The sequence below is a fragment of the Denitratisoma sp. DHT3 genome (genome assembly GCF_007833355.1).
In the GTDB taxonomy this organism is placed as follows: domain Bacteria; phylum Pseudomonadota; class Gammaproteobacteria; order Burkholderiales; family Rhodocyclaceae; genus Denitratisoma.
This window is the reverse complement of the sequence record NZ_CP020914.1, coordinates 2,117,031-2,134,368: the sequence shown is the minus strand read 5'-3', so window position 1 is coordinate 2,134,368 and position 17,338 is coordinate 2,117,031. Positions and strand designations below refer to the sequence as shown.

The 17,338-nt window shown below is 67.1% G+C and carries 21 protein-coding genes; 5 read left to right on the top strand and 16 right to left on the bottom strand.

What is annotated here, in order from left to right; genetic code table 11:
- Positions 1 to 12 precede the first annotated feature (12 nt).
- Positions 13 to 762, top strand: a complete 750-nt coding sequence (gene qatD / locus B9N43_RS09845) for a Qat anti-phage system TatD family nuclease QatD (RefSeq protein ID WP_012584725.1) — start codon at positions 13 to 15, stop codon at positions 760 to 762.
- A gap of 15 nt (positions 763 to 777) precedes the next feature.
- A complete protein-coding gene (locus B9N43_RS09840) occupies positions 778 to 1,152 on the top strand; it encodes a DUF3742 family protein (RefSeq protein WP_145842040.1) in 375 nt (124 codons plus the stop codon).
- 11 nt (positions 1,153 to 1,163) lie between these two features.
- Here the strand turns inward: B9N43_RS09840 and B9N43_RS09835 are convergent, their stop codons facing one another.
- The 16 genes from B9N43_RS09835 to B9N43_RS09760 all read right to left on the bottom strand — a co-directional run bounded on the left by B9N43_RS09835 (position 1,164) and on the right by B9N43_RS09760 (position 15,216).
- Positions 1,164 to 2,684, bottom strand: a complete 1,521-nt coding sequence (locus B9N43_RS09835; protein ID WP_145842039.1) for a conjugal transfer protein TraG N-terminal domain-containing protein — start codon at positions 2,682 to 2,684, stop codon at positions 1,164 to 1,166.
- 15 nt (positions 2,685 to 2,699) lie between these two features.
- Positions 2,700 to 3,053: a hypothetical protein gene (locus tag B9N43_RS09830; protein WP_145842038.1), complete on the bottom strand. Its 354-nt coding sequence runs from the start codon at positions 3,051 to 3,053 to the stop codon at positions 2,700 to 2,702.
- On the bottom strand, positions 3,050 to 4,456 hold the full coding sequence (locus B9N43_RS09825; protein ID WP_145842037.1) for an integrating conjugative element protein: 1,407 nt from the start codon (positions 4,454 to 4,456) through the stop codon (positions 3,050 to 3,052). The genes B9N43_RS09830 and B9N43_RS09825 overlap by 4 nt, the downstream gene beginning before the upstream one ends.
- A gap of 10 nt (positions 4,457 to 4,466) precedes the next feature.
- The gene (locus B9N43_RS09820) at positions 4,467 to 5,411 is read right to left on the bottom strand and encodes a TIGR03756 family integrating conjugative element protein (protein ID WP_145842036.1); all 945 of its coding nucleotides are present in this window, start codon (positions 5,409 to 5,411) and stop codon (positions 4,467 to 4,469) included.
- The gene (locus B9N43_RS09815; RefSeq protein ID WP_145842035.1) at positions 5,408 to 5,857 is read right to left on the bottom strand and encodes a TIGR03757 family integrating conjugative element protein; all 450 of its coding nucleotides are present in this window, start codon (positions 5,855 to 5,857) and stop codon (positions 5,408 to 5,410) included. Before B9N43_RS09815 ends, B9N43_RS09820 begins: the two co-directional genes overlap by 4 nt.
- 152 nt (positions 5,858 to 6,009) lie before the next feature.
- On the bottom strand, positions 6,010 to 6,504 hold the full coding sequence (gene radC / locus B9N43_RS09810) for a RadC family protein (protein WP_012584731.1): 495 nt from the start codon (positions 6,502 to 6,504) through the stop codon (positions 6,010 to 6,012).
- Positions 6,505 to 6,699: 195 nt separating this feature from the next.
- Positions 6,700 to 7,443 (bottom strand): thioredoxin domain-containing protein, encoded by a 744-nt coding sequence (locus tag B9N43_RS09805; protein ID WP_004254897.1) that lies wholly within the window; start codon positions 7,441 to 7,443, stop codon positions 6,700 to 6,702.
- A 13-nt stretch (positions 7,444 to 7,456) separates the two neighbouring features.
- On the bottom strand, positions 7,457 to 10,345 hold the full coding sequence (locus tag B9N43_RS09800; RefSeq protein WP_145842034.1) for a conjugative transfer ATPase: 2,889 nt from the start codon (positions 10,343 to 10,345) through the stop codon (positions 7,457 to 7,459).
- Positions 10,345 to 10,779 (bottom strand): TIGR03751 family conjugal transfer lipoprotein, encoded by a 435-nt coding sequence (locus B9N43_RS09795; RefSeq protein ID WP_024537172.1) that lies wholly within the window; start codon positions 10,777 to 10,779, stop codon positions 10,345 to 10,347. The genes B9N43_RS09800 and B9N43_RS09795 overlap by 1 nt, the downstream gene beginning before the upstream one ends.
- Complete coding sequence (locus B9N43_RS09790; protein ID WP_145842033.1) at positions 10,760 to 12,211, bottom strand: TIGR03752 family integrating conjugative element protein; 1,452 nt, start codon at positions 12,209 to 12,211, stop codon at positions 10,760 to 10,762. The genes B9N43_RS09795 and B9N43_RS09790 overlap by 20 nt, the downstream gene beginning before the upstream one ends.
- Positions 12,201 to 13,115, bottom strand: a complete 915-nt coding sequence (locus B9N43_RS09785; RefSeq protein WP_145842032.1) for a TIGR03749 family integrating conjugative element protein — start codon at positions 13,113 to 13,115, stop codon at positions 12,201 to 12,203. Before B9N43_RS09785 ends, B9N43_RS09790 begins: the two co-directional genes overlap by 11 nt.
- Complete coding sequence (locus B9N43_RS09780; protein WP_023085008.1) at positions 13,112 to 13,804, bottom strand: PFL_4703 family integrating conjugative element protein; 693 nt, start codon at positions 13,802 to 13,804, stop codon at positions 13,112 to 13,114. The genes B9N43_RS09785 and B9N43_RS09780 overlap by 4 nt, the downstream gene beginning before the upstream one ends.
- On the bottom strand, positions 13,801 to 14,211 hold the full coding sequence (locus B9N43_RS09775; RefSeq protein ID WP_145842031.1) for a TIGR03750 family conjugal transfer protein: 411 nt from the start codon (positions 14,209 to 14,211) through the stop codon (positions 13,801 to 13,803). Before B9N43_RS09775 ends, B9N43_RS09780 begins: the two co-directional genes overlap by 4 nt.
- 12 nt (positions 14,212 to 14,223) lie before the next feature.
- The gene (locus B9N43_RS09770; RefSeq protein ID WP_031754986.1) at positions 14,224 to 14,592 is read right to left on the bottom strand and encodes a TIGR03745 family integrating conjugative element membrane protein; all 369 of its coding nucleotides are present in this window, start codon (positions 14,590 to 14,592) and stop codon (positions 14,224 to 14,226) included.
- 22 nt (positions 14,593 to 14,614) lie between these two features.
- Entirely contained in the window at positions 14,615 to 14,854 is a 240-nt protein-coding gene (locus tag B9N43_RS09765; RefSeq protein WP_145842030.1) for a TIGR03758 family integrating conjugative element protein, read from the bottom strand.
- The gene (locus tag B9N43_RS09760) at positions 14,851 to 15,216 is read right to left on the bottom strand and encodes an RAQPRD family integrative conjugative element protein (RefSeq protein ID WP_145842029.1); all 366 of its coding nucleotides are present in this window, start codon (positions 15,214 to 15,216) and stop codon (positions 14,851 to 14,853) included. The genes B9N43_RS09765 and B9N43_RS09760 overlap by 4 nt, the downstream gene beginning before the upstream one ends.
- Before the next feature lie 224 nt (positions 15,217 to 15,440).
- On the opposite strand from B9N43_RS09760, the gene mads1 reads away from it, so the two are divergent.
- From mads1 to B9N43_RS09745, 3 genes are all read left to right on the top strand, one after another.
- The gene (mads1, locus tag B9N43_RS09755; RefSeq protein WP_023093119.1) at positions 15,441 to 15,638 is read left to right on the top strand and encodes a methylation-associated defense system helix-turn-helix domain-containing protein MAD1; all 198 of its coding nucleotides are present in this window, start codon (positions 15,441 to 15,443) and stop codon (positions 15,636 to 15,638) included.
- A 162-nt stretch (positions 15,639 to 15,800) separates the two neighbouring features.
- Positions 15,801 to 16,844, top strand: coding sequence for a DNA cytosine methyltransferase (locus B9N43_RS09750; RefSeq protein ID WP_222428700.1), 1,044 nt, complete (start codon positions 15,801 to 15,803; stop codon positions 16,842 to 16,844).
- 21 nt (positions 16,845 to 16,865) lie between these two features.
- A complete protein-coding gene (locus B9N43_RS09745) occupies positions 16,866 to 17,324 on the top strand; it encodes a very short patch repair endonuclease (RefSeq protein WP_145842027.1) in 459 nt (152 codons plus the stop codon).
- Positions 17,325 to 17,338: the final 14 nt, after the last annotated feature.

Sequence of the window (17,338 nt, the reverse complement as noted above, 5' to 3'; positions counted from 1 at the left end):
TAGGGCGCGCGCATGATCGCAACAACCGGTCTCGTGGACTTTCACTGCCACTTGGACCTTTATCCGGACCATGCCGTGGCTGTTCGGAACGCGGACGCGGCCGGGGTGTTCACGCTTGCGGTGACGACGACACCTCGCGCCTGGCCTCGCAATCACGAACTCGCACAGTGCACGAAGCATGTTCGAGCGGCGCTCGGGCTGCACCCCCAGTTGGTCGCAGAGCGCGAGAAAGAAATCGAGCTATGGGACCGGTATCTTTCAGAGACTCGCTATGTCGGCGAGGTCGGGTTGGACGCCGGTCCTCGGTTCTTCAAGTCGCTCGATGCCCAGAAGCGCGTGTTTCAGCACGTGTTGCAACGTTGCGCTGAGGCGGGTGGCAAGATCATCACGACCCACAGCATTAGATCGGCCAAGGCGGTGCTCGATCTTGTCGAGGCGCACCTGCCGCCGGAACGTGGCAAGATCGTTCTCCACTGGTTCACGGGAACGAAAAGCGAGGCGAAGCGAGCGTTGGAGCTGGGTTGCTACTTCTCGATCAATGCGGGAATGCTGGACAAAGAGAGGCACGTCGCGATGGTTCAGACCATCCCCTTGGATCGGATATTGACTGAGACAGATGGGCCCTTCACCCGCACCGGCAAGCGACCCTCGCAACCGGTCGATGTGGCAATCGTGGTGGAAGCTCTGAGCCGGTTGCGCGGTATACAAGCGGCCGAAATGGCGGACGTCATTCGCGGCAACCTTCGGACCCTTTTGGCATAACCCTTGGTAATCATCATGAAACCCGTTGTACATACAACTTTCGCGGAGCGCCTGGGCCGGATGTTGGGTCAGGCATGGCGAGGTTGCGTGCGTTTGGATCGGCGGGCGAATGGATGGCTGGTGGCTCAAGGATGGACGCCGAACGTTGCCAAGGTCGTTCTCGCGGTAATCAAGCTCACGGCGCTCGGGATACTGCTCTACGTCGCGTTCTGGCTGGCGTTGCTGATCGGGGGCATCTTGGCTGCGGCTTGGATCGCAAGGCAAGACAACACGGAAAGCGATTCCGATTTTCTCGGTCGCGAGGCAGAGGAGCGCGATCACCGCGAAGGTCTGTTCTATCACCCAACGATGCACAACGACGATCCAGACCCGCGGTTTGAAGACGACTGATGTACGGCAAGCTACTTTTTGGCAGCACTGATCAATAGATTCGATCCCTTGCCACCTGCTTGCCCTGCGTCCCTGGTCCCGTTTGCCAAACCTTGAAGCATGCCGCCAGCACGAACCCCTACCCAGCCCAGTGCGGTAACCCACAAGCTCGGCAGTACGAGGAACATCGTTGCCATGACGAAGTTCAGCAGCATGTCACCGAACGCATTGTTCAGGCCGATCAATGGGTCGAAGTTGGCGTGCGGCCTGTCCGCGCCAAACCCCCAGCCGTAGAGCGCGTCCAGGATCGTGCTGTCGATCCAGCGCGCGAGCTGGAACCAGAAGTCCACGAAGAACAGCGCGAACTGGACGCAGCTCACCGTCATCACCGTCTTCAGGTCGTAGGTGCCGATCAGCAGCACCAGCGGGATGCAGATGACGAGCGCCATCTTGAGCATCGTCAGCACCATCGGCAACGCCTGGCGCACCACGTCCATCGCGGGAAAGAAGGCCAGCGAGCCGACGGTCAGCCCCAGGTCGCCCGCGCCGCGCGTGACGATGTTCGGCAGCGTCTTGTCGATCTGGCCGCCGTAGTCGGTGTAGACGGCGCCCTGGTTCATCTTCTGCTGCCGCGGTGAGACCACGGCGCGGATCACCGAGTCATTGACCTCGCTCTGCGACAGGAAGCCCGCCCAGCGCCCGATGCGGGTCAGCAAGTCCGGGTCGACCTGTGCCAGCAGCCGGCTGTGCAGTCCCTGGCCGCCATCGGCCCACCACTGCCGGCAGGACGGATAGCCGCCGCCGCTGTCCACCTGTGCCAGCCCTGCATCGCGGGTCGCGTCGTAGGGCCAGGCCGTGCGTGGGGTCTTGGAGCGATAGGTGTCATAGAAGCCGGGCGTGTCGAGGAAGTAACTCGACCCGATCCAGGTGACGTCGTTCATCTGCTCGTCGGAGAGCGTCGGCCGGTTCATGAACAGCTTGGCGCGCGATGGCCCGTAGCAGTCGTGCGTGAAGTCGGCGACCTCCTGTGCCAGCACCGGATCATCGATGCGCGAGGCATCCACATCCATGCGAATCTGACGCAGGTCCGTGCCACAGGGAATCGCCGCCACGGCGGCGCCGGTGACCGCCTTCGAGATGGCGTGCATGAAGAACCACCACACCGGCACCAGCGCGCTCTGGTTGTCGAGCGTGGTGTAGACGTTGGCCCAGCCCGTGTCGTTGGGCAGCGGGACGCTGACCTGGCATTGCGCGGAGCGCGTGGTGTCGAACTTGATCGTGGCGAGATCCACCGGGATGAACGGGATGCCGGCGAACATGATGACCACGATCGCCACCCACACCCGGTTCTCGATGCGCATCGACGACAGCACGCCCTTGTTGCCTTCGTCCGCGCCTTCGCTGCGGGCCTTGAGCCATTCCTGGATCACGATGGCCACGAACGGCAGCGCGAACACGCCGCTGGCCACGAGGATGCTCCAGATGCCGTTGTTGACCACCCAAGCCACCAGGGTCAGGTAATACTCCAGGTAGTCCGTGGTGTAGAGCGTCATGCCTGCCTCCCGGTCTCAGCCGTGCCGCAACAGTTGGCTGGCTTCCAGCGCGACCACGGCGATCACGGCCGCGGTCTCCGTGCGCAGCAGGCGCTGACGCGTCTCGCGGGACGGCTCCCGCCGCAACAGGCGCCGACGCATCCACCACCAGCCGTAGGCCGTCGCTCCGTAGAGGCACAGCCGCCACACGAAGAAGTGGCCGGCGTGCGCCTGCAGCCAGTGCTGCCAGTCCTCGACGCCGCCGACCACGTGGATGCCCGCGATGTTCACCCCCGCCGCGGCGGCCACCACCAGCAAGGTCCACAGCAGCGCCACGCCGACGCGGCGGTTGAACAGCCATGGCAGTCGCAGCCAGGCCAGCCGGCTCATGGCGTACCGCTCCGCGGCTTCTGGACCTCCCGCAGACGGTCGCGCGTGGTGTCGCCCTCGAAGACGCCGCGCGAACCGGCAGCGCGGGTGCTGTGGCGCTGGATGATCGCCATCGCCGAGTTGCCGGCCAGCGTGCGCCGCAGCTCCAGCTCGGTCTTGAGGTTGTTGATCTCCTGCTCCAGCGCGCTGTTCTCCTGGTCGACCGCCCGCACGGCCAGCTCGTTGGCGGCGACGTTCGGCTCCTTCTTGCCGGTCAGCAACGTGCGTTGCAGGAGCAAGGCCTTCTCCAGCACGCTGGACAGCGCCGCCTCGGACGCCAGGCGCTTGCCCAGCACGTCCTGGTCGGGTTCGTCCCGCAGGGCCTCGATCACGCCGCGGGTGATCGGCAGCGAGCTGCTGCCGGCCGCGTCAAGATTGGTCGGCGTCGTCGGCCGGGCGCCCGTCACCAGCTCCTGCAGGACCTGCAGCCTGGTCTCGTACTCTTCCTGGATCACTGGCGTGAGCCCGACGCCAGGCGTGGTCTGGGTCTTCGTGCAGTTTTCGCAGGTGCGTTGCTCGCGTTCGCCCAGCACGCGGTTCGCAAAGGCCGCGGCCGCGCCAGGCGACGACCAGGTCTGGCAGGTCAGGCGGTTGCCGCAGGCGCTGCGCGCGATCGACGAGGTATCGGTGACGCTGCGCCCGTTGAGCAGGTTGTAGCCCGCTCGCGTCACGTCGCCGACCACCTTGATCGAACTCTGGCCAGAGCCGCCCGCGTTCCCGCCGCCGACCCAGGGCACGCCGTTGTTCCCTTTGTTGGACTCGGCCTGCTCGATGGCGGAGACGGCATCGGTGCTGCTGACCGCATCCCGCAGCGCCATCCCCTCGGCGAGCTGGTCCCAGCCGGCTTGGCCGCCGGCCATGTCCGCCATCCGATTGGCGATGGCCCGGCAGGTCATCTTCGAGCGGTCGAAGTCCAGGCGCGCCTGCAGGATGCCGTTGGTCAGCAGGTTGTAGAGCCCCGGGTCGGCGCGCTGGATGATCAGGGCCGGCAGCGAGGCCACGGCGCTGGTGGCATTCTGGATCACGTTGCTCATGATCGTCTGGAAGCCGTTGGTGATGCCGTTGAGCTGGTTCTGCAGCGTCGTGGTGATGCTCATGTCGCCGCAGATCAGGTTGCTGTTCCAGCCGACGCCGACGCCGATGCTCTGCATGTTGCCGGCACCCCCCATCGACACGGCTCTGCCGCCGCCGATGCTGTAGAGCACGTCGTCGCCGATCACGCTGCCGCTGACGTTCACGCCATTGGGGTCGATGCGGGTCTGCGCCCAGGCGACGCCGACGACCAGCGTGATGGCCGCCACGAGCAGCGTGGCCCGCAGGTGCGGCTTCGCGCGGCGCAGGAAGTCAGGGAGGGAGGCGTTCATCGTGGGTTCCTCACATGAAATCGACGCTGCCGAGGAAGACCTGACCACGGCGCCGGCAGCAGGAGTACGGCCGCCACAAGGCCCAGGCGTAGTCGCCTTGCTGGGCCTGCACGCGGGTGCGGCTGTGCGGGAAGACCACGCAACTGTTCGAGAGCGTGGGCGTCAGCTCCTGCCACTTGCCCGTCGAGGCGTCGGTCTCCATCAGCGCGCCGGCCGGCCAGTAGCCGTCGCGGGCGTTGGCCAGCAGAGGCTGGTACACGTGAATCTGGTTGCGGCGCGTCACGATGTCGCCCGCGCGCTGCGCGACCACGGCGCCGCTCTTGTGGTCGTCGGTCTGGTGTAGGAAGCCACCGCGGGGATACACGTTGCCCCAGAGGTTCAGGCCGGTGCGCGTACCGATTTCGCGCCGGCCGGGGATGAGCGCTTCGGGGTAGAGCGCTTCCGGGATGTTGTAGCGCCAGGCCAGCGTGTCGAGCGTGCTCAGCAGATACGGCATGAAGGCCGTGCCAGCGCCTTCGCAGGTGTAGCCGGAGGCGCTGGCGAACTGGCTGAACACCATCCCGGCCGGATGGCCGATGACATCGGCGTTCTTGAACTTGGCGAGGTTGTTCTCGTTGTCGTGGTTGGTCGTGCCGTCACCGCCAGCCTTGGCGCTCGGGTTGGGCATGCTCATCGCCCTGACTTCCAGCCACGGGTTTTCGCCGGTATTCGAGTAGCTCGACACCACCGCATCGGGGACGTAGTGGCGCACCTTGACGGAGGTGCGAACCGAGCAGCCGAAGGGCGTGCAGTACAGCCAGTAGCAGATTCCGACCACGCGGTATTCGAGGCAGTCGGGGGACAGCGCAGACGAGACGATGGTGACGGTGTCCAGGGCGAACGTCGACGTGGCCGCGCCCAGCAGCAGCGAGGCGACGGTGGCGCGCAGGCGCCGGGATGCCAGCAGGAGGCTCATGGTTGCGTGCTCCGGTAGGCGTTGATGCGCGCGACGGCGCCGGGCACGTCGGGCTCGCCGTAGACCACGTAGCGTCGATCGACCACCACGGCGGGAATCTTGGCGATGCCCAGCCCCCAGGCATCCGCGACGCCTTGGTAGGCATGGCCGATGCGGCGCTGCAGGGCCTCGCCGCCGTCATGCAACCGCTGCCGCACCAGGGCCGCGGCCTGTTGCGGGTCGGCCGGCAGGTGCGCGGCGAGTTCGACCTCGATGCGCGTGGCCTGGTCCAGCTTGATGACCCGCACGCCGGCCGGGGCCTGCACCGGATGACGGCTGTCGGTGACGACGAGCACATCGGCGGCCGCCGCGATGGGACCGAGCAGCGCGGCGCACAGTCCAGCGGCCAGCCGGGCGGCCAGGGGGCGCCGCGAGGCGGCAGGAAGGTTGAGGGAATGAGCCGGCATGGCGCGCCTCCGCGGAGTCGATGCAGGCTCGTAGTCGAGCGCAACGCAGATCGGGAAACGACAAAGAAACCGAAACCGGTCAGTCCCGATTTCCTGCGGACCGGCGAAAAGAAACGGGAGCCAAGGGCTCCCGTGGTGATGAAGCGAGTGCGCTACAACAAGCCGGCTTCGGCGAACGAGTACGGGCTGCCCTTGCCGACGATGAAGTGATCCAGCACCCGGACATCGACGGTGGCCAGGGCACTCTTCAGCCGCTCGGTGATCGCACGATCAGCGGCCGAGGGCTCGGTGTTCCCCGAGGGGTGCTGATGCGCCAGGATCAGGGCCGAAGCGTTGAGCGCCAGCGCACGCTGAACCACCACCCTCGGATACACCGAAGTCTGGTCGACCGTGCCCTGGAACAGCGGCTCAAAGGCGAGCACCTGGTGCTGGTTGTCGAGAAACACGACGGCGAAGATTTCGTTCGGCTCCGCGACCAGTTTCAGGCGCAGGTAGTCGCGCACGGCGGCGGGACTGCCCAGCGCCGGACCGGCCTTGAACACGCGGTTCTCCAGCAGGGTGATGGCCTGCTGGATGATCCAGTCTTCGTGCTGGGCGGCGATCAGGGTGAGCGACTCCGGGCGGGAGTCGGCGATGACGAGAGACATGGCGAACCTCCAATGGATGAGATCGGAGGGCGCCTGCCCCTGGAGGGCAAACCCTCCTGGGGACGATGGGGATGGAACAGGTGACGAGCGGGCATCCACCACCGCGGATGCGGTGGCCGTTCGCGTCAAGGGATGCGATGCGAACGGGTTTCGATCAACGCGGACAAGCCGCGCCGCAGCCTTGAAGATCGATGGCTACCTGGGCATGTCACCGGCAACGCCGGCGGGCATGTCTGGGGAATGGGCGGGTTCGGCTGCGGTCGTGCTGCCGGCAGCGAGCAGGTCGATGGCCGACAGCAAGGCATCGCCTTCGACGGGACCGTGCAGCAGGAGGGTCTTGCCGGACTCGCGGTCGCGCAGTTGCAGGGCCGGCGTGGCCGCGATGCCCTGCTGTGCGGCTTCCACCGCCTGGGCACGGATGACGGCATCGGGGCGCTCGCTGTCGAGACAACCCTGCATGGCTGGCGTGAGGTCGGGATAGCGCAGACCCTCCGGCAGGCCCTGGCCGTCGCCACGGGTGTTCGAGTAGAGCCACGCCACGGCCTGCCAGAACGTGGCATGTCCGCCAGTCTCGCCCGCGCACTCGGCCAGGCGTGCCTCGGCAGTCGCGGCCGGCTCGTGCATGGACAGCGGCAGGTGGTGCCACTGCCAGTTCACCTCGGGATGGGCGTCGATCCAGCGCTTGAGCGCGGGGAAGTAGGCCCGGCAGTACGGACACTCCAGGTCGGCGTACCCGACCACCGTGAAGCGCGCATCGGCACGGCCATACAGCCAGGGCGGGCCAGCCGGTTTCGACGCTTCGGACCCGGCGGCGGCCAGGGACATGGACTCGGTTGCCGGATGCGGCGCGCGCAGCAGCATCCACGAGGCGACCACAATCGTCACCACGATCAGCAGGCCGATCCAGGGATGACGGCGGGCGAATGAAGGCATGCGCATCGTGTTGCTCCCGTCAGGCGAACGTGCCCAGTGCCAGGGGTTCGATGCCCCGCGCACGGTCGATCTTCTCGGCCACGCGGAAGGCGGCATCCAATTCGCTGATGCCGTGCTGCTGCATCAACTGGAAGCGTTCGGCCTTCTCCTCGGGCTCGGTCATCGCCATCGCCAGGTAGAGGCTGGGCGGCACGGCGCGGAACAGCACCTCCATCGACTTGGACAGGATGACGCCCTCGCTGAACTTGCCGGCCTCCTTGCGCGCCGAGAGCATCAGCGCCTTCTGCGACGCGTTGAGTTCGCGGAAGCGCGCGATCTTCTCCACTTCATCGGGCGGCATCGACAGGCAGATCCACCACTCGATCATGTTGAGCATGGGCTCGGCCGCTTTCGGCAGGTCGTCCAGGTTCTGCGTGGCGAGCCAGAACCAGGCGCCGAGCTTGCGCCACATCTTGGTGATCTTGACCACGTAGGGCGCGAGCAGTGGGTTCTTCGTGATGATGTGGCCTTCGTCCGTCACGTTGATGATCGGGCGGCCCAGGAACTGATCGCGCTCGGCGATGTTGTTGACGGTGTTGATGAGCGAGATGTAGGCAATCGAGAGTTGGGCGTTGTAGCCCTCGCGCGCGAAGGTGGCCAGGTCCACGATGGTGATGTCCGCCTCGGGCCACGGCGTGCCGGACCGGTCGAACATCTCGCCGTCCACGCCCTGGCAGAACATATCCATGGCGTCGGCCATCTCGAGCAGCCGTGCGCGCCGCATCTCCGGCAGCGTGGCGTCGCGGGCGCGCTCGCGCAGCGCGTCGCGCACATCGCGCGTGAGCACCGTGCGTCTGTCCGCCACGCAATGCTGGGCCGCATCGAGAATGCACTGGCGGATCAGGCTGCGGTCGGCGCGCGTCATGCGCGCTTCTTCCTTGTCCTCGCCGCCGGTGATCATCAGTCGTGCAGTGATCTCCAGCTCGCCGAGCACGTCACGCTGCTCGTCGCCTTCCACGGCCATGCCGGCATCGGTCTGGTCTTCGTCGAGCGCATCGGCATCCAGCGTCTGTACCTGGCTCGGCGTATCGACCAGGCGCCAGGCGTCGGCGAACGGGGCCAGACTGACGCCCGCGCCCGGCGCGAGCTTCACCCGATGCACGGTGAGGCCCAGCCGTGCCGCGAAGTCGCCGAACAGGCCGAAGCTGTTGCCAGCCTCGACGATGAACAGGCGCGGCCGGTAGATCGCCGTCACCTGGTTCAGGATGTTGTTGAGCGTCGCGCTCTTGCCCGAACCCGTGGGGCCGAACAGGAATAGATGCGCGTTCATCTGCCGGTCGAGGCGGTTCAACGGATCGAAGGTGATCGGACCGCCGCCGCGGTTGAAGAACGTGATGCCCGGATGCCCCGTGCCCTGGCTGCGGCCCCAGACCGGCGCCAGGTTCGCCGCATGTTGCGCGAACATGAGCTGGGTGTACCACTGGCGCTTGTCGGCAGCCGGATCGAACATGCACGGCAGCCAGCGCAGATAGCTGTTCAGCGGCGCCACCTCGTCCTCTTCGCGTACCGGCTGCAGGCCGGCGTTGAGCATCACGTTGACGAGCTGAAGGCCGCGCGCATCGAGCTGGGCCAGGTCGCGGCCGCGCAGGTAGAACGCCAGCGCGCCGCGGTAGAGCTTGTGCGCGCTGCCGATCAGGCCGCGCGCCTGCTGCACGTCCTGCCGGGTCTGCTCCGAGGCCAGGGTCTCGCCGACGGCCTTCCTGGCGAGGTGGTTGAGGTGCGCCTCCAGCACGTCCTGGGGCGTGGCGACCAGCGTCAGGCACATCATCGTGTCCTCGGGCATCTGGTCGAACAGCGCGTTCATGGCATCGCCGCCTTTGCGCGTCTCGCCCGTCAGATGGCCCGTCACGGGTGGCGTGCGCAGGCGATCCATCACGATTACCCGATGCGGCATGCCGTCGAAGAACCACAGGCCGTTGGGCACGTCCGAACGGGGCTGGCCGAAGAACAGGCGCTGCGCGAAATCGGTGCCGCTGGCGAGTTCGATCTCGCCCTCCTCCCGCTCTTCCGGGTAGCGGGTCAGCGCGTAGAAGCGTTCGCGGTCTTCGGCAGTGGCGCCGAGCAGGGTCGGATTCGGGTTGAACCAGCGCAGCAGCCAGGCGTGGATGTCCGCCGCGCCGAGACGCCGAGCCTTCACGCCGGCATTCGCCAGCCCGCCGACCAAGCGGTCGCAGATCGTGGTCAGCGCCTGCTCGGGCGACTGGCCGCGCCGCGAGGTCGGGGCCGCGGACGTGCGGCGGTAGACCACCATGCGCACGCGCCGGACCTGGCCGCGCCACGGCAGGCGCGTCACCGTGGTGTCCTCGAACAGGCCACCCGGCTTGGCGATGGCCCGCAGGTGATGGGCGAAGAAGCGCAGGTAGAAGTCGCTGAACGCGCTGCCCAGCGCACGCGGCTGCAGATAGTTCGCCAGTGAACGCAGATAGTTGTCCCAGTCGGCCTCGTCCTGGGCGTAGAGCTGCACCACCCAGGGGTTGTCGTCCAACTCGTCGAAGGAGTCCTGCAGGGCGTTCTCCAGCGCATCGCGCGCCTGCCATAGCCAGGCCATCTCGCGGCCCTCGGTGCCGACCGGCGCCAGCTCGAAGAAGGCCGCCACCGACTGGCCATCTTCCAGCAACATGCACTTGGAGCCGGGCAGGTACTCGACCCAGGGCAGCAAGTCCGCGAACGACGGCGCGACGCCATAGAGCGCATCGTGGTCGGCCTGGGTGGCCGGCCTGCGCCTGCCCCGGTCGAGCGCGCTGCCCGGCCCGGCGACACCCTGTGCCGCCAGGGCCGTTAGGTGCCGCGCCCAGGCATCATCGGCCGCATCTACGGCGTCAGCAGGCGATGCGTCGGGCTTGCGTGACCACGGCAGCAACCAAGCCATCAGTAGTCCTCCACGCGCTCGCCCGGCATCGCGTACTGCACGCGCTGGTAGAGCGGGAACACCGTGCTGTAGCCGGGCACCGGCACCGGGTCGGTGCCCGCCAGGTGCGGGAACACGTACATCACCAGGTCGGGGTTCGGCAGGCGGTGGAACTGGCGGTAAATCTCGTTCTGCGCGGTACGGGTGTAGCGCGCCTGCACGCCGGGCGCCGCCTGCACATCGGCCTCGGCCAGCGGCCGGCGCAGGCCCTGGCGCGCATCGAGCAGTTGCCGCGCCGCCTGGCCGCCGCCCGCGCTGCCGCCGGTCTCCTGATGCCAGATGTCGAGCATGGTGCTGTCGCCGTGCGGCAGCAGCTTCTCCTTGCTGGTGGCGCAGCCGCCGAGCAGGGTGGCCGCCAGCAGCACGGCGGCTGCGTCAATCCAGATCCGAGGCATTGGCTTCTCCGGTGCGGTGGTGGACCCGACGCCCCTTGGCGTCGTAGTCGATGTCGAGCGGCTGCTCCAGATGCACGGCCACCTTGGCGCCGGGCTGCACGTAGACCGCCGCGAAGGCCTGTCCATAGAGCTTGTTGACCCAATCGGCCATGTCGCGCACGCCGCCCGCGAGGATGCGGCCCATCGCTTCGTTGCCGCTGATGCCGACGGTGCCCAGCGAGCCGTTGCTATTGGCGACCACGGCCACGCTGCCGTTGTCGGACTTGATGAGCGAGGCCGCGCCGGCGCCGGCCGCGGTGATGAGCGCCTGGCTGCCCAGGTACTGCTGGGCGTTGCTGCGCCGCTCGCCGCTGACGCAGGGAATGCCGTAGGGGTCGCTGATCCAGCCCAGGCCGCCTTGGATGCTGGCGCCGTTGTGACCCGAGTTGCCGCCGCTGCCGCCGCCCTTGCTACCGTCCTCCGGCACCGTGCGGATGGTGCCGTCCTGGAACACGAACGTGACCGAGCGGATTTGCCCGCGCACGCACGAGAGCGTCCAGTCGCCCGAGGCCGTGCCGCTGACCACGGCGCCGGCCACGTCGGGGATGTCGATGCCGTTGGCCGTGAGGTTGTCCGGGCCGATCAGCACCTTGAACGGGTACGGGTCGTTGACGGTTCCATCGATCGGCACGCGCCCGATCAGCGCCGTCATGGCAATCGACCCCATGAGCGTCGAGTTCGACGGCACGGTGTAGACAGCCTTCGTGGATGCGCCCACCGCGCGGCTGCCGACGTCGGCGACGGATTCCACTGCGGCCGACAGGCTTTTCTGGGCCGGCCCGAAGCTCAGGGGAAAGCTCGGCTCCTTGCTGCCGTTCTTGGCGTCGACCTTGGCATCGTCGGGCTCGACCCACTGCGTGCCACTGGTGCCGCGGTTGAAGCGCTTGCCGTCACCCTCTTCCAGCCCCAGCCCGACGGGCAGGTCGGACGGGCCACCCTTGCCGGAAAGGCCGTCCAATTGCCGCTGCAGATCCTGCAGCAGCCCCTGGGTCTGCTGCCTGTCGCTGGCCACCTGATTGCGCTCCTGCTCCAGGCGGTCGCGTTCGCCTTCCAGCGCGCTCTGGATGCGCTGGTCGATCGCGCTTTCCCGCGCGCGCAGGCGCTCGTTCTCGGCCTTGTGCTGCTTGTTGTCGCCGAGCGCGCTCTGCAGCTCGGTGCGCAACTGCTTCACCTGGGCCACCAGCGTGGCGACGGTATCGCGCGGCGTGTCGCCTGCGATGCCCAGGGCTTTCATCTCCTCGGGCGTGAGCGTACTGGCCGCGCCCTTGGGGGCGGGCTGGCCGCCGGGGCCGCCGGGGGCGCCGGGGGCGCCGGAGAACAGTTTGATGCCGACGAACACCAGCAGCAGCGCCATCGGGATCAGCAGCCACTTGAGCAGCGGATTACTTTTCATCGCGCGCTCCTCCGGCCGAGCCGGCCGCGGCGGCCGGCGGCAGGTTCACGGTGGCGTCGATCGGGCTCAGCGCCGGCAGCAGCGACTCGGCCAGGCCGTGGCCGCGCGTGACCAGGTAGAGCACCGTGGTGTCGGATGGGGTGCCGGCCGGCCCCAGGTTCGGATGCTGGAAGGTCGCCGCCACAAAGTTCCCCTGCAGGGCGCGCGGGTCGAGGTCGAGCCAACGCGCGGCGGTGTTGGTGAGTCGCACGGCCGTCACCCACTGGTCTTCCAGGCGCCACGCGGCCAGTGCCCGCGCGTGCACCGGCAGCGTCGGCAGCAAGGTGTCCAGCGCGAGGCCGCGGCGCAGGTTCACGCGCCCGATGCCGGCGACCGGCTCGACGGTGCGCAGCGGCGCGTACAGGTTCTGTGCGGCATAGCGCGTCAGCACGACCGGTACCGGCGTTTCGCGCCGGGGAACGGATTTGTCTGCGGGCGCATCGGCCTGCTCGTCCGCGCCGCCTGCTGTACCGCCGCCGTAGCGCTTCGCGGGGGCTTCCGCTTCCACGATGCGCACCGGCTCCAGCGGCGCCTGGCCGTCCTTCGCCGGCTCGGCGGCGATGTCGAGCAGGATCAGCGCGCCTGATTCCACGTCCTGCAGTTGCAGCCGCGTGGGCGGAATCGGCTCGTTCGCCCGCAGGTAGATCGCGCCGCCCGCACTCTGCACGCGCAGGTGGTCGCCGACGCCGGCCGGCACGCCGACGCGCACATTGCGGTCGATGAAGACCACGCGCTCCTGACCGACCACCAGCGGCACCGGCAGAGGCAGCCGCTCCCAGCGCAGGATTTCCACGGCCTGGCTGGCCGGCACGAAACCGAGGATCAGCAGGACGCCGGCCAGGGCCGACAAGGCAATGGGCTTCATGGGGAGTCTCCCTGCAGGTGGCCGGAGGCGTTGGCGGGCGCGCCGGCCTGGGTCGGCGTCGGCGGCGGTTCGATGCGCTGGGGCGCGCCGGCGTAGCAGTCCAGCGCCAGGCCGAAGGGGTTGCGCTCGGGGTCGATGTCCAGCCGGACGACCTTGATGGGGTAGCGCACCAGGGCGCGCTTGACCTGCTCGGAGCCGTAGTATTCGTCCGCGCTCACGTCGAGCGTGACGATCCAATCGCGGTCGGAAACCACCTTGACGCGCGTGGCCGGATCATCGCCGTAGCCGCGGCCGGGAATCTCGTAGATGCCGCGCACGCGCTGACGCAGCTCGCCACTGGCGCGCCGGTACTCGTAGTCCTGTTGCAGAAAGGCCCGGCAGCTCGGCGTCAGGTAGGCCGACAGCGCGCGCAGGTTGCGCGGGTAGTCTTCCTCGCCGTTCGTGGGCCAGCGCTGCACCTGCTGCCAGATGTAGAACGAGAAGGCATACACACTCTCGGGCGGCACGTCCCACCACTTGCGCGTGCTGCCCGAGCGCAGGTCCGGCGGCACATGGATGGTGAGACTCTTCGGCGCACTCCACCAACCGAAGCCGAGCAGCAGCGCCACCACGAACAACGCGCCGGCCCCCAGACGCAACGTCTTCACGTGCGCCTGCAGGTGCGCAACCTCGTTCTTGAAACGGCTCATGGCGCACCTCGATCGGTGTTGCGCCGGGTCGTCCAGTAGCCCGAGCGGGTGATGAGGCGCTGCCCGCTCAGGAGCGCTGCCAGCGCCGGATGCCGCAGGGCCAGCCGCCACTGGAGCTGCCGGTACAGCCAGGTGTCGGGCCGGCCACGTTTCTGTGCGCGCAGGAAGCCACCGCCGACGAAGACGCCCAGCGCGATGCCGGCGACGATCAGCGTGGGCACCATGGCGATGCTGTGCGTGAGCCACGCCAGCGGCAGGCCGAGCGCGAATCCGGCTGCGGCCGACAGGCCGGTGCAGATCCACAACTCGTCGGCGGTCAGCCCGCGCACGACCACCGGCTGGCGGTTCAGCCGGTGCGGCAGAAAGGTCACCAGCGTGTCGCGCGGGGTCTCCGAAGGGACGGCCATCGCTTGCCGCCCTTACAGCACGCCGGTGGCTTTGGTGAGCAGCCAGATACCGACCACCAGCAGGATCGCGCCCACGGCGACCGTCAGGCCGAACTGGCCCCAGGTGGCGCGGCCGGTGTGGATCTCCGAGTAGCGTGTGTAGGCGTGATAGCAAACACCGACGAACATCGAGGCGACCACGAGCAGCGCGATCAGCAGCACGATGTCGTAGCCGTAGTTCTGCAAGGTCTGCAGGATGCCGCTGCCCTGGCCGCGCGATGGGTCTTCCATGGTCGGCAGGCCCTGCGCGAAGGCCGACAGCGGCAGGCCCGCGAGCGCCAGCGGCAGCAGCGGTGCGGCGATGCGGGACGGAATGCGATGGGATGTCGGTGGCGTGTTCATGGCGTATGGCCTTTCGTGACGGTCAGGAGAGGAGGAAGAACGTCAGCACCAAGTACATCGCCACGAAGCGCACGACGACGGCGAGGAACTGACGTTCAGTGATGCGGTGCTCGGCCCAGCCGACGTAGGCGGTGCGCATGGCCCACACGCCCCACAGCAGCAACACGGCGAACACGAAAGCGAGCGCCACGGCAGAGACGGCCGAAGGCGCAAAGCCGCCGTTGGCCTGGAAGGCGGCGACCTGATCGGCAGAGGGCGTCATGGCGATGGCTCCTCGTCGTCGGCGCGGTCGCGGCGGACGTAATCGCCGGCCAGCGGGACGGGATCGCGCGGCTGGGCGCGCTGGGGCACGAAGTAGTCCTGCAGGCCGGCGCGAACGCGCTTCAGGTCTGCGCGCAGTCGGGCGTAGTCGAAGTGGTAGCGGGCGCGTTCCTGCGGCGCGGTATTGGCGGCGTGCTCGGCCAGGCGGTCGATCAGGTCGAGTTGGCGGGTGAGCGCGGCGAGCTGCTCACGCTCCATGGCGACGCCGTCGGCAGCGACGGCAGGCTGCAGCGCCGAGAACGACATAGCCAACACCACGGCAAGCGCAGGCCGTGCGGATGTGCGGCGGTTGGTCTGTCCCATCGTGCCATTCCCCGTTGATGCGGATGGCACGATGCTGTGGCGCGCTCTCGCTTTGCGCCGCAGGGAATGGGAACCACGGCATGACCGGATTTCCGGGGCGAGCTGGCGATCAACCGTGCAATGCTCCCGGGATTGCGGAGTTGGCCAGCACCTACCGCAGCTTGGTAGAATTGGCTAAACTTGGCAATCGTAATCTACGAAAGGCCAGATCGGATGGTTTCCGGATGACTGAAGTCGAGAGCGAGATCCTCACGCTTGAGGAGGTCGCGGCCTACCTCAAAGCCGGGAAACGGACGGTCTATCGCCTTGCCCAGAAAGGAGAGATTCCGGCGTTCAAGCTTGGAGGTACCTGGCGTTTTCGCCGCTCAGAGCTGGATCGCTGGATCGCGGAAAGCATCAACAAGAAGCCGGAGGCGAAGTGACCGAGTACCAAGTTCGTGCAACTGGTCATGGTCAAGGGGAGGAGCGCTGCCGATGACGCAACAGCTTCTGACGACGCATCAGAGCCTGTACTACGCATGGCTCCTGACCCTACGCCGCATGGATCGGCAAACGGAACATGCCCGCAAATGGGGAGGTTTGATGTGACAGAAATTTCTTGTGTTGATTTGTTCTGCGGTGCAGGCGGATTGACGCATGGCTTCGTTCTGGAGGGTGTGCCTGTCGTCGCCGGAATCGATATGGACCCCGCCTGCCGCTTCCCTTATGAGGCCAACAACCAGGCCCGATTCGTGGAGCGAGACATCAGTAAGGTCACCATCGCCGAGCTGAAAGCGTTGTTCGGTGACGCCGATCTGACGATTCTCGCGGGCTGCGCGCCATGCCAACCCTTCTCGACCTACGCGCAGCGCTACGAGCTGGACGGTAAAGATGGCAAGTGGGGCCTCTTGTATGAATTCGCTCGCCTCGCGAAGGGCTCCAGTCCCGATGTCATCACGATGGAAAACGTGCCGACCGTCGCCAAGCACGAGGTGTTCCACGACTTCGTGGATACGCTGAAACGGCTCGGCTACAAGGTTTGGTTCGATGTCGTCGATAGCTCTCGTTATGGCGTCCCGCAGATGCGGCGTCGGATGGTGCTGCTGGCGTCCAAGCACGGCAGCATCGAGATGATCCCGCCGACCCACGAGAAACCGAAAACCGTTCGGCAGGCCATTGCGCACTTGCGACCGCTCAGTGCCGGAGAGTCCGCGCCCAGAGACAAACTGCACGTCACCTCGACGCTGTCCGAAACGAACCTCAAGCGGATCAAGGTCTCCAAGCCCGGCGGCACGTGGCGCGACTGGCCCAAACACTTGATCGCCGAATGCCACCGCGCCGAGAGCGGGCGCACCTATCCGGGTGTCTATGGGCGCATGGAGTGGGACAAGCCTGCGCCGACCATGACGACCCAGTGCTACGGGTTCGGCAACGGTCGCTTCGGTCACCCTGAGCAGGATCGAGCCATCTCCCTGCGGGAAGCCGCGATCTTGCAGAGCTTCCCGCGCGACTATGCATTCATCCCGCCGGATGGCGAGGTGAGTTTCAAGGTGCTCGGGCGGCTCATCGGCAACGCGGTTCCCGTCGATCTCGGTCGCGCCATCGCCCGCAGCATCAACCAACACCTCGCGTCGGTCGCGGCCCGGTGATGGACTGACGGGGACCGCTCTATGCCGCAACTCCTGCCCTCGTCACCCGATACCAGTCGCCGGATGGCGAAGGTGAGGCAGAAAGGGACGGATGCGGAGGTGGCGTTGCGGAGGGAGATGTATCGAATCGGTCTGCGCTACAGGATCGATTACGAGGTTCTGAGGAGGCCCCGTCGCGTCGCGGATATCGCGTTTCCCGGGCGAAAGATCGCCATCTTCGTCGATGGCTGTTTCTGGCATGGCTGCCCCGAGCATGCCACTTGGCCGAAACGGAATGCGGAGTTCTGGCAGCAGAAGATCGAGGCGAACCGGAAGCGGGACGCGGACACGAATGAGCGGCTTCGCTCCGTCGGCTGGACGGTACTCCGATTCTGGTCGCACGAATCACCGACCGAGGCGGCAAGAGCTGTCGCGCGAGTGATCACCACGGTCGACGCACAGCGTCGCGTTTCGTCGTCCGGCGTGAATGCGAAAAACTGAAAAAGGGGAGATGG

What these genes read in the sequence shown, in the direction of transcription:
- qatD (WP_012584725.1), top strand. Translation starts at nt 13, where the DNA reads ATGATCGCAACAACCGGTCTCGTGGACTTTCACTGCCACTTGGACCTT.
- B9N43_RS09840 (WP_145842040.1), top strand. Translation starts at nt 778, where the DNA reads ATGAAACCCGTTGTACATACAACTTTCGCGGAGCGCCTGGGCCGGATG.
- B9N43_RS09835 (WP_145842039.1), bottom strand. Translation starts at nt 2,684, where the DNA reads ATGACGCTCTACACCACGGACTACCTGGAGTATTACCTGACCCTGGTG.
- B9N43_RS09830 (WP_145842038.1), bottom strand. Translation starts at nt 3,053, where the DNA reads ATGAGCCGGCTGGCCTGGCTGCGACTGCCATGGCTGTTCAACCGCCGC.
- B9N43_RS09825 (WP_145842037.1), bottom strand. Translation starts at nt 4,456, where the DNA reads ATGAACGCCTCCCTCCCTGACTTCCTGCGCCGCGCGAAGCCGCACCTG.
- B9N43_RS09820 (WP_145842036.1), bottom strand. Translation starts at nt 5,411, where the DNA reads ATGAGCCTCCTGCTGGCATCCCGGCGCCTGCGCGCCACCGTCGCCTCG.
- B9N43_RS09815 (WP_145842035.1), bottom strand. Translation starts at nt 5,857, where the DNA reads ATGCCGGCTCATTCCCTCAACCTTCCTGCCGCCTCGCGGCGCCCCCTG.
- radC (WP_012584731.1), bottom strand. Translation starts at nt 6,504, where the DNA reads ATGTCTCTCGTCATCGCCGACTCCCGCCCGGAGTCGCTCACCCTGATC.
- B9N43_RS09805 (WP_004254897.1), bottom strand. Translation starts at nt 7,443, where the DNA reads ATGCGCATGCCTTCATTCGCCCGCCGTCATCCCTGGATCGGCCTGCTG.
- B9N43_RS09800 (WP_145842034.1), bottom strand. Translation starts at nt 10,345, where the DNA reads ATGGCTTGGTTGCTGCCGTGGTCACGCAAGCCCGACGCATCGCCTGCT.
- B9N43_RS09795 (WP_024537172.1), bottom strand. Translation starts at nt 10,779, where the DNA reads ATGCCTCGGATCTGGATTGACGCAGCCGCCGTGCTGCTGGCGGCCACC.
- B9N43_RS09790 (WP_145842033.1), bottom strand. Translation starts at nt 12,211, where the DNA reads ATGAAAAGTAATCCGCTGCTCAAGTGGCTGCTGATCCCGATGGCGCTG.
- B9N43_RS09785 (WP_145842032.1), bottom strand. Translation starts at nt 13,115, where the DNA reads ATGAAGCCCATTGCCTTGTCGGCCCTGGCCGGCGTCCTGCTGATCCTC.
- B9N43_RS09780 (WP_023085008.1), bottom strand. Translation starts at nt 13,804, where the DNA reads ATGAGCCGTTTCAAGAACGAGGTTGCGCACCTGCAGGCGCACGTGAAG.
- B9N43_RS09775 (WP_145842031.1), bottom strand. Translation starts at nt 14,211, where the DNA reads ATGGCCGTCCCTTCGGAGACCCCGCGCGACACGCTGGTGACCTTTCTG.
- B9N43_RS09770 (WP_031754986.1), bottom strand. Translation starts at nt 14,592, where the DNA reads ATGAACACGCCACCGACATCCCATCGCATTCCGTCCCGCATCGCCGCA.
- B9N43_RS09765 (WP_145842030.1), bottom strand. Translation starts at nt 14,854, where the DNA reads ATGACGCCCTCTGCCGATCAGGTCGCCGCCTTCCAGGCCAACGGCGGC.
- B9N43_RS09760 (WP_145842029.1), bottom strand. Translation starts at nt 15,216, where the DNA reads ATGGGACAGACCAACCGCCGCACATCCGCACGGCCTGCGCTTGCCGTG.
- mads1 (WP_023093119.1), top strand. Translation starts at nt 15,441, where the DNA reads ATGACTGAAGTCGAGAGCGAGATCCTCACGCTTGAGGAGGTCGCGGCC.
- B9N43_RS09745 (WP_145842027.1), top strand. Translation starts at nt 16,866, where the DNA reads ATGCCGCAACTCCTGCCCTCGTCACCCGATACCAGTCGCCGGATGGCG.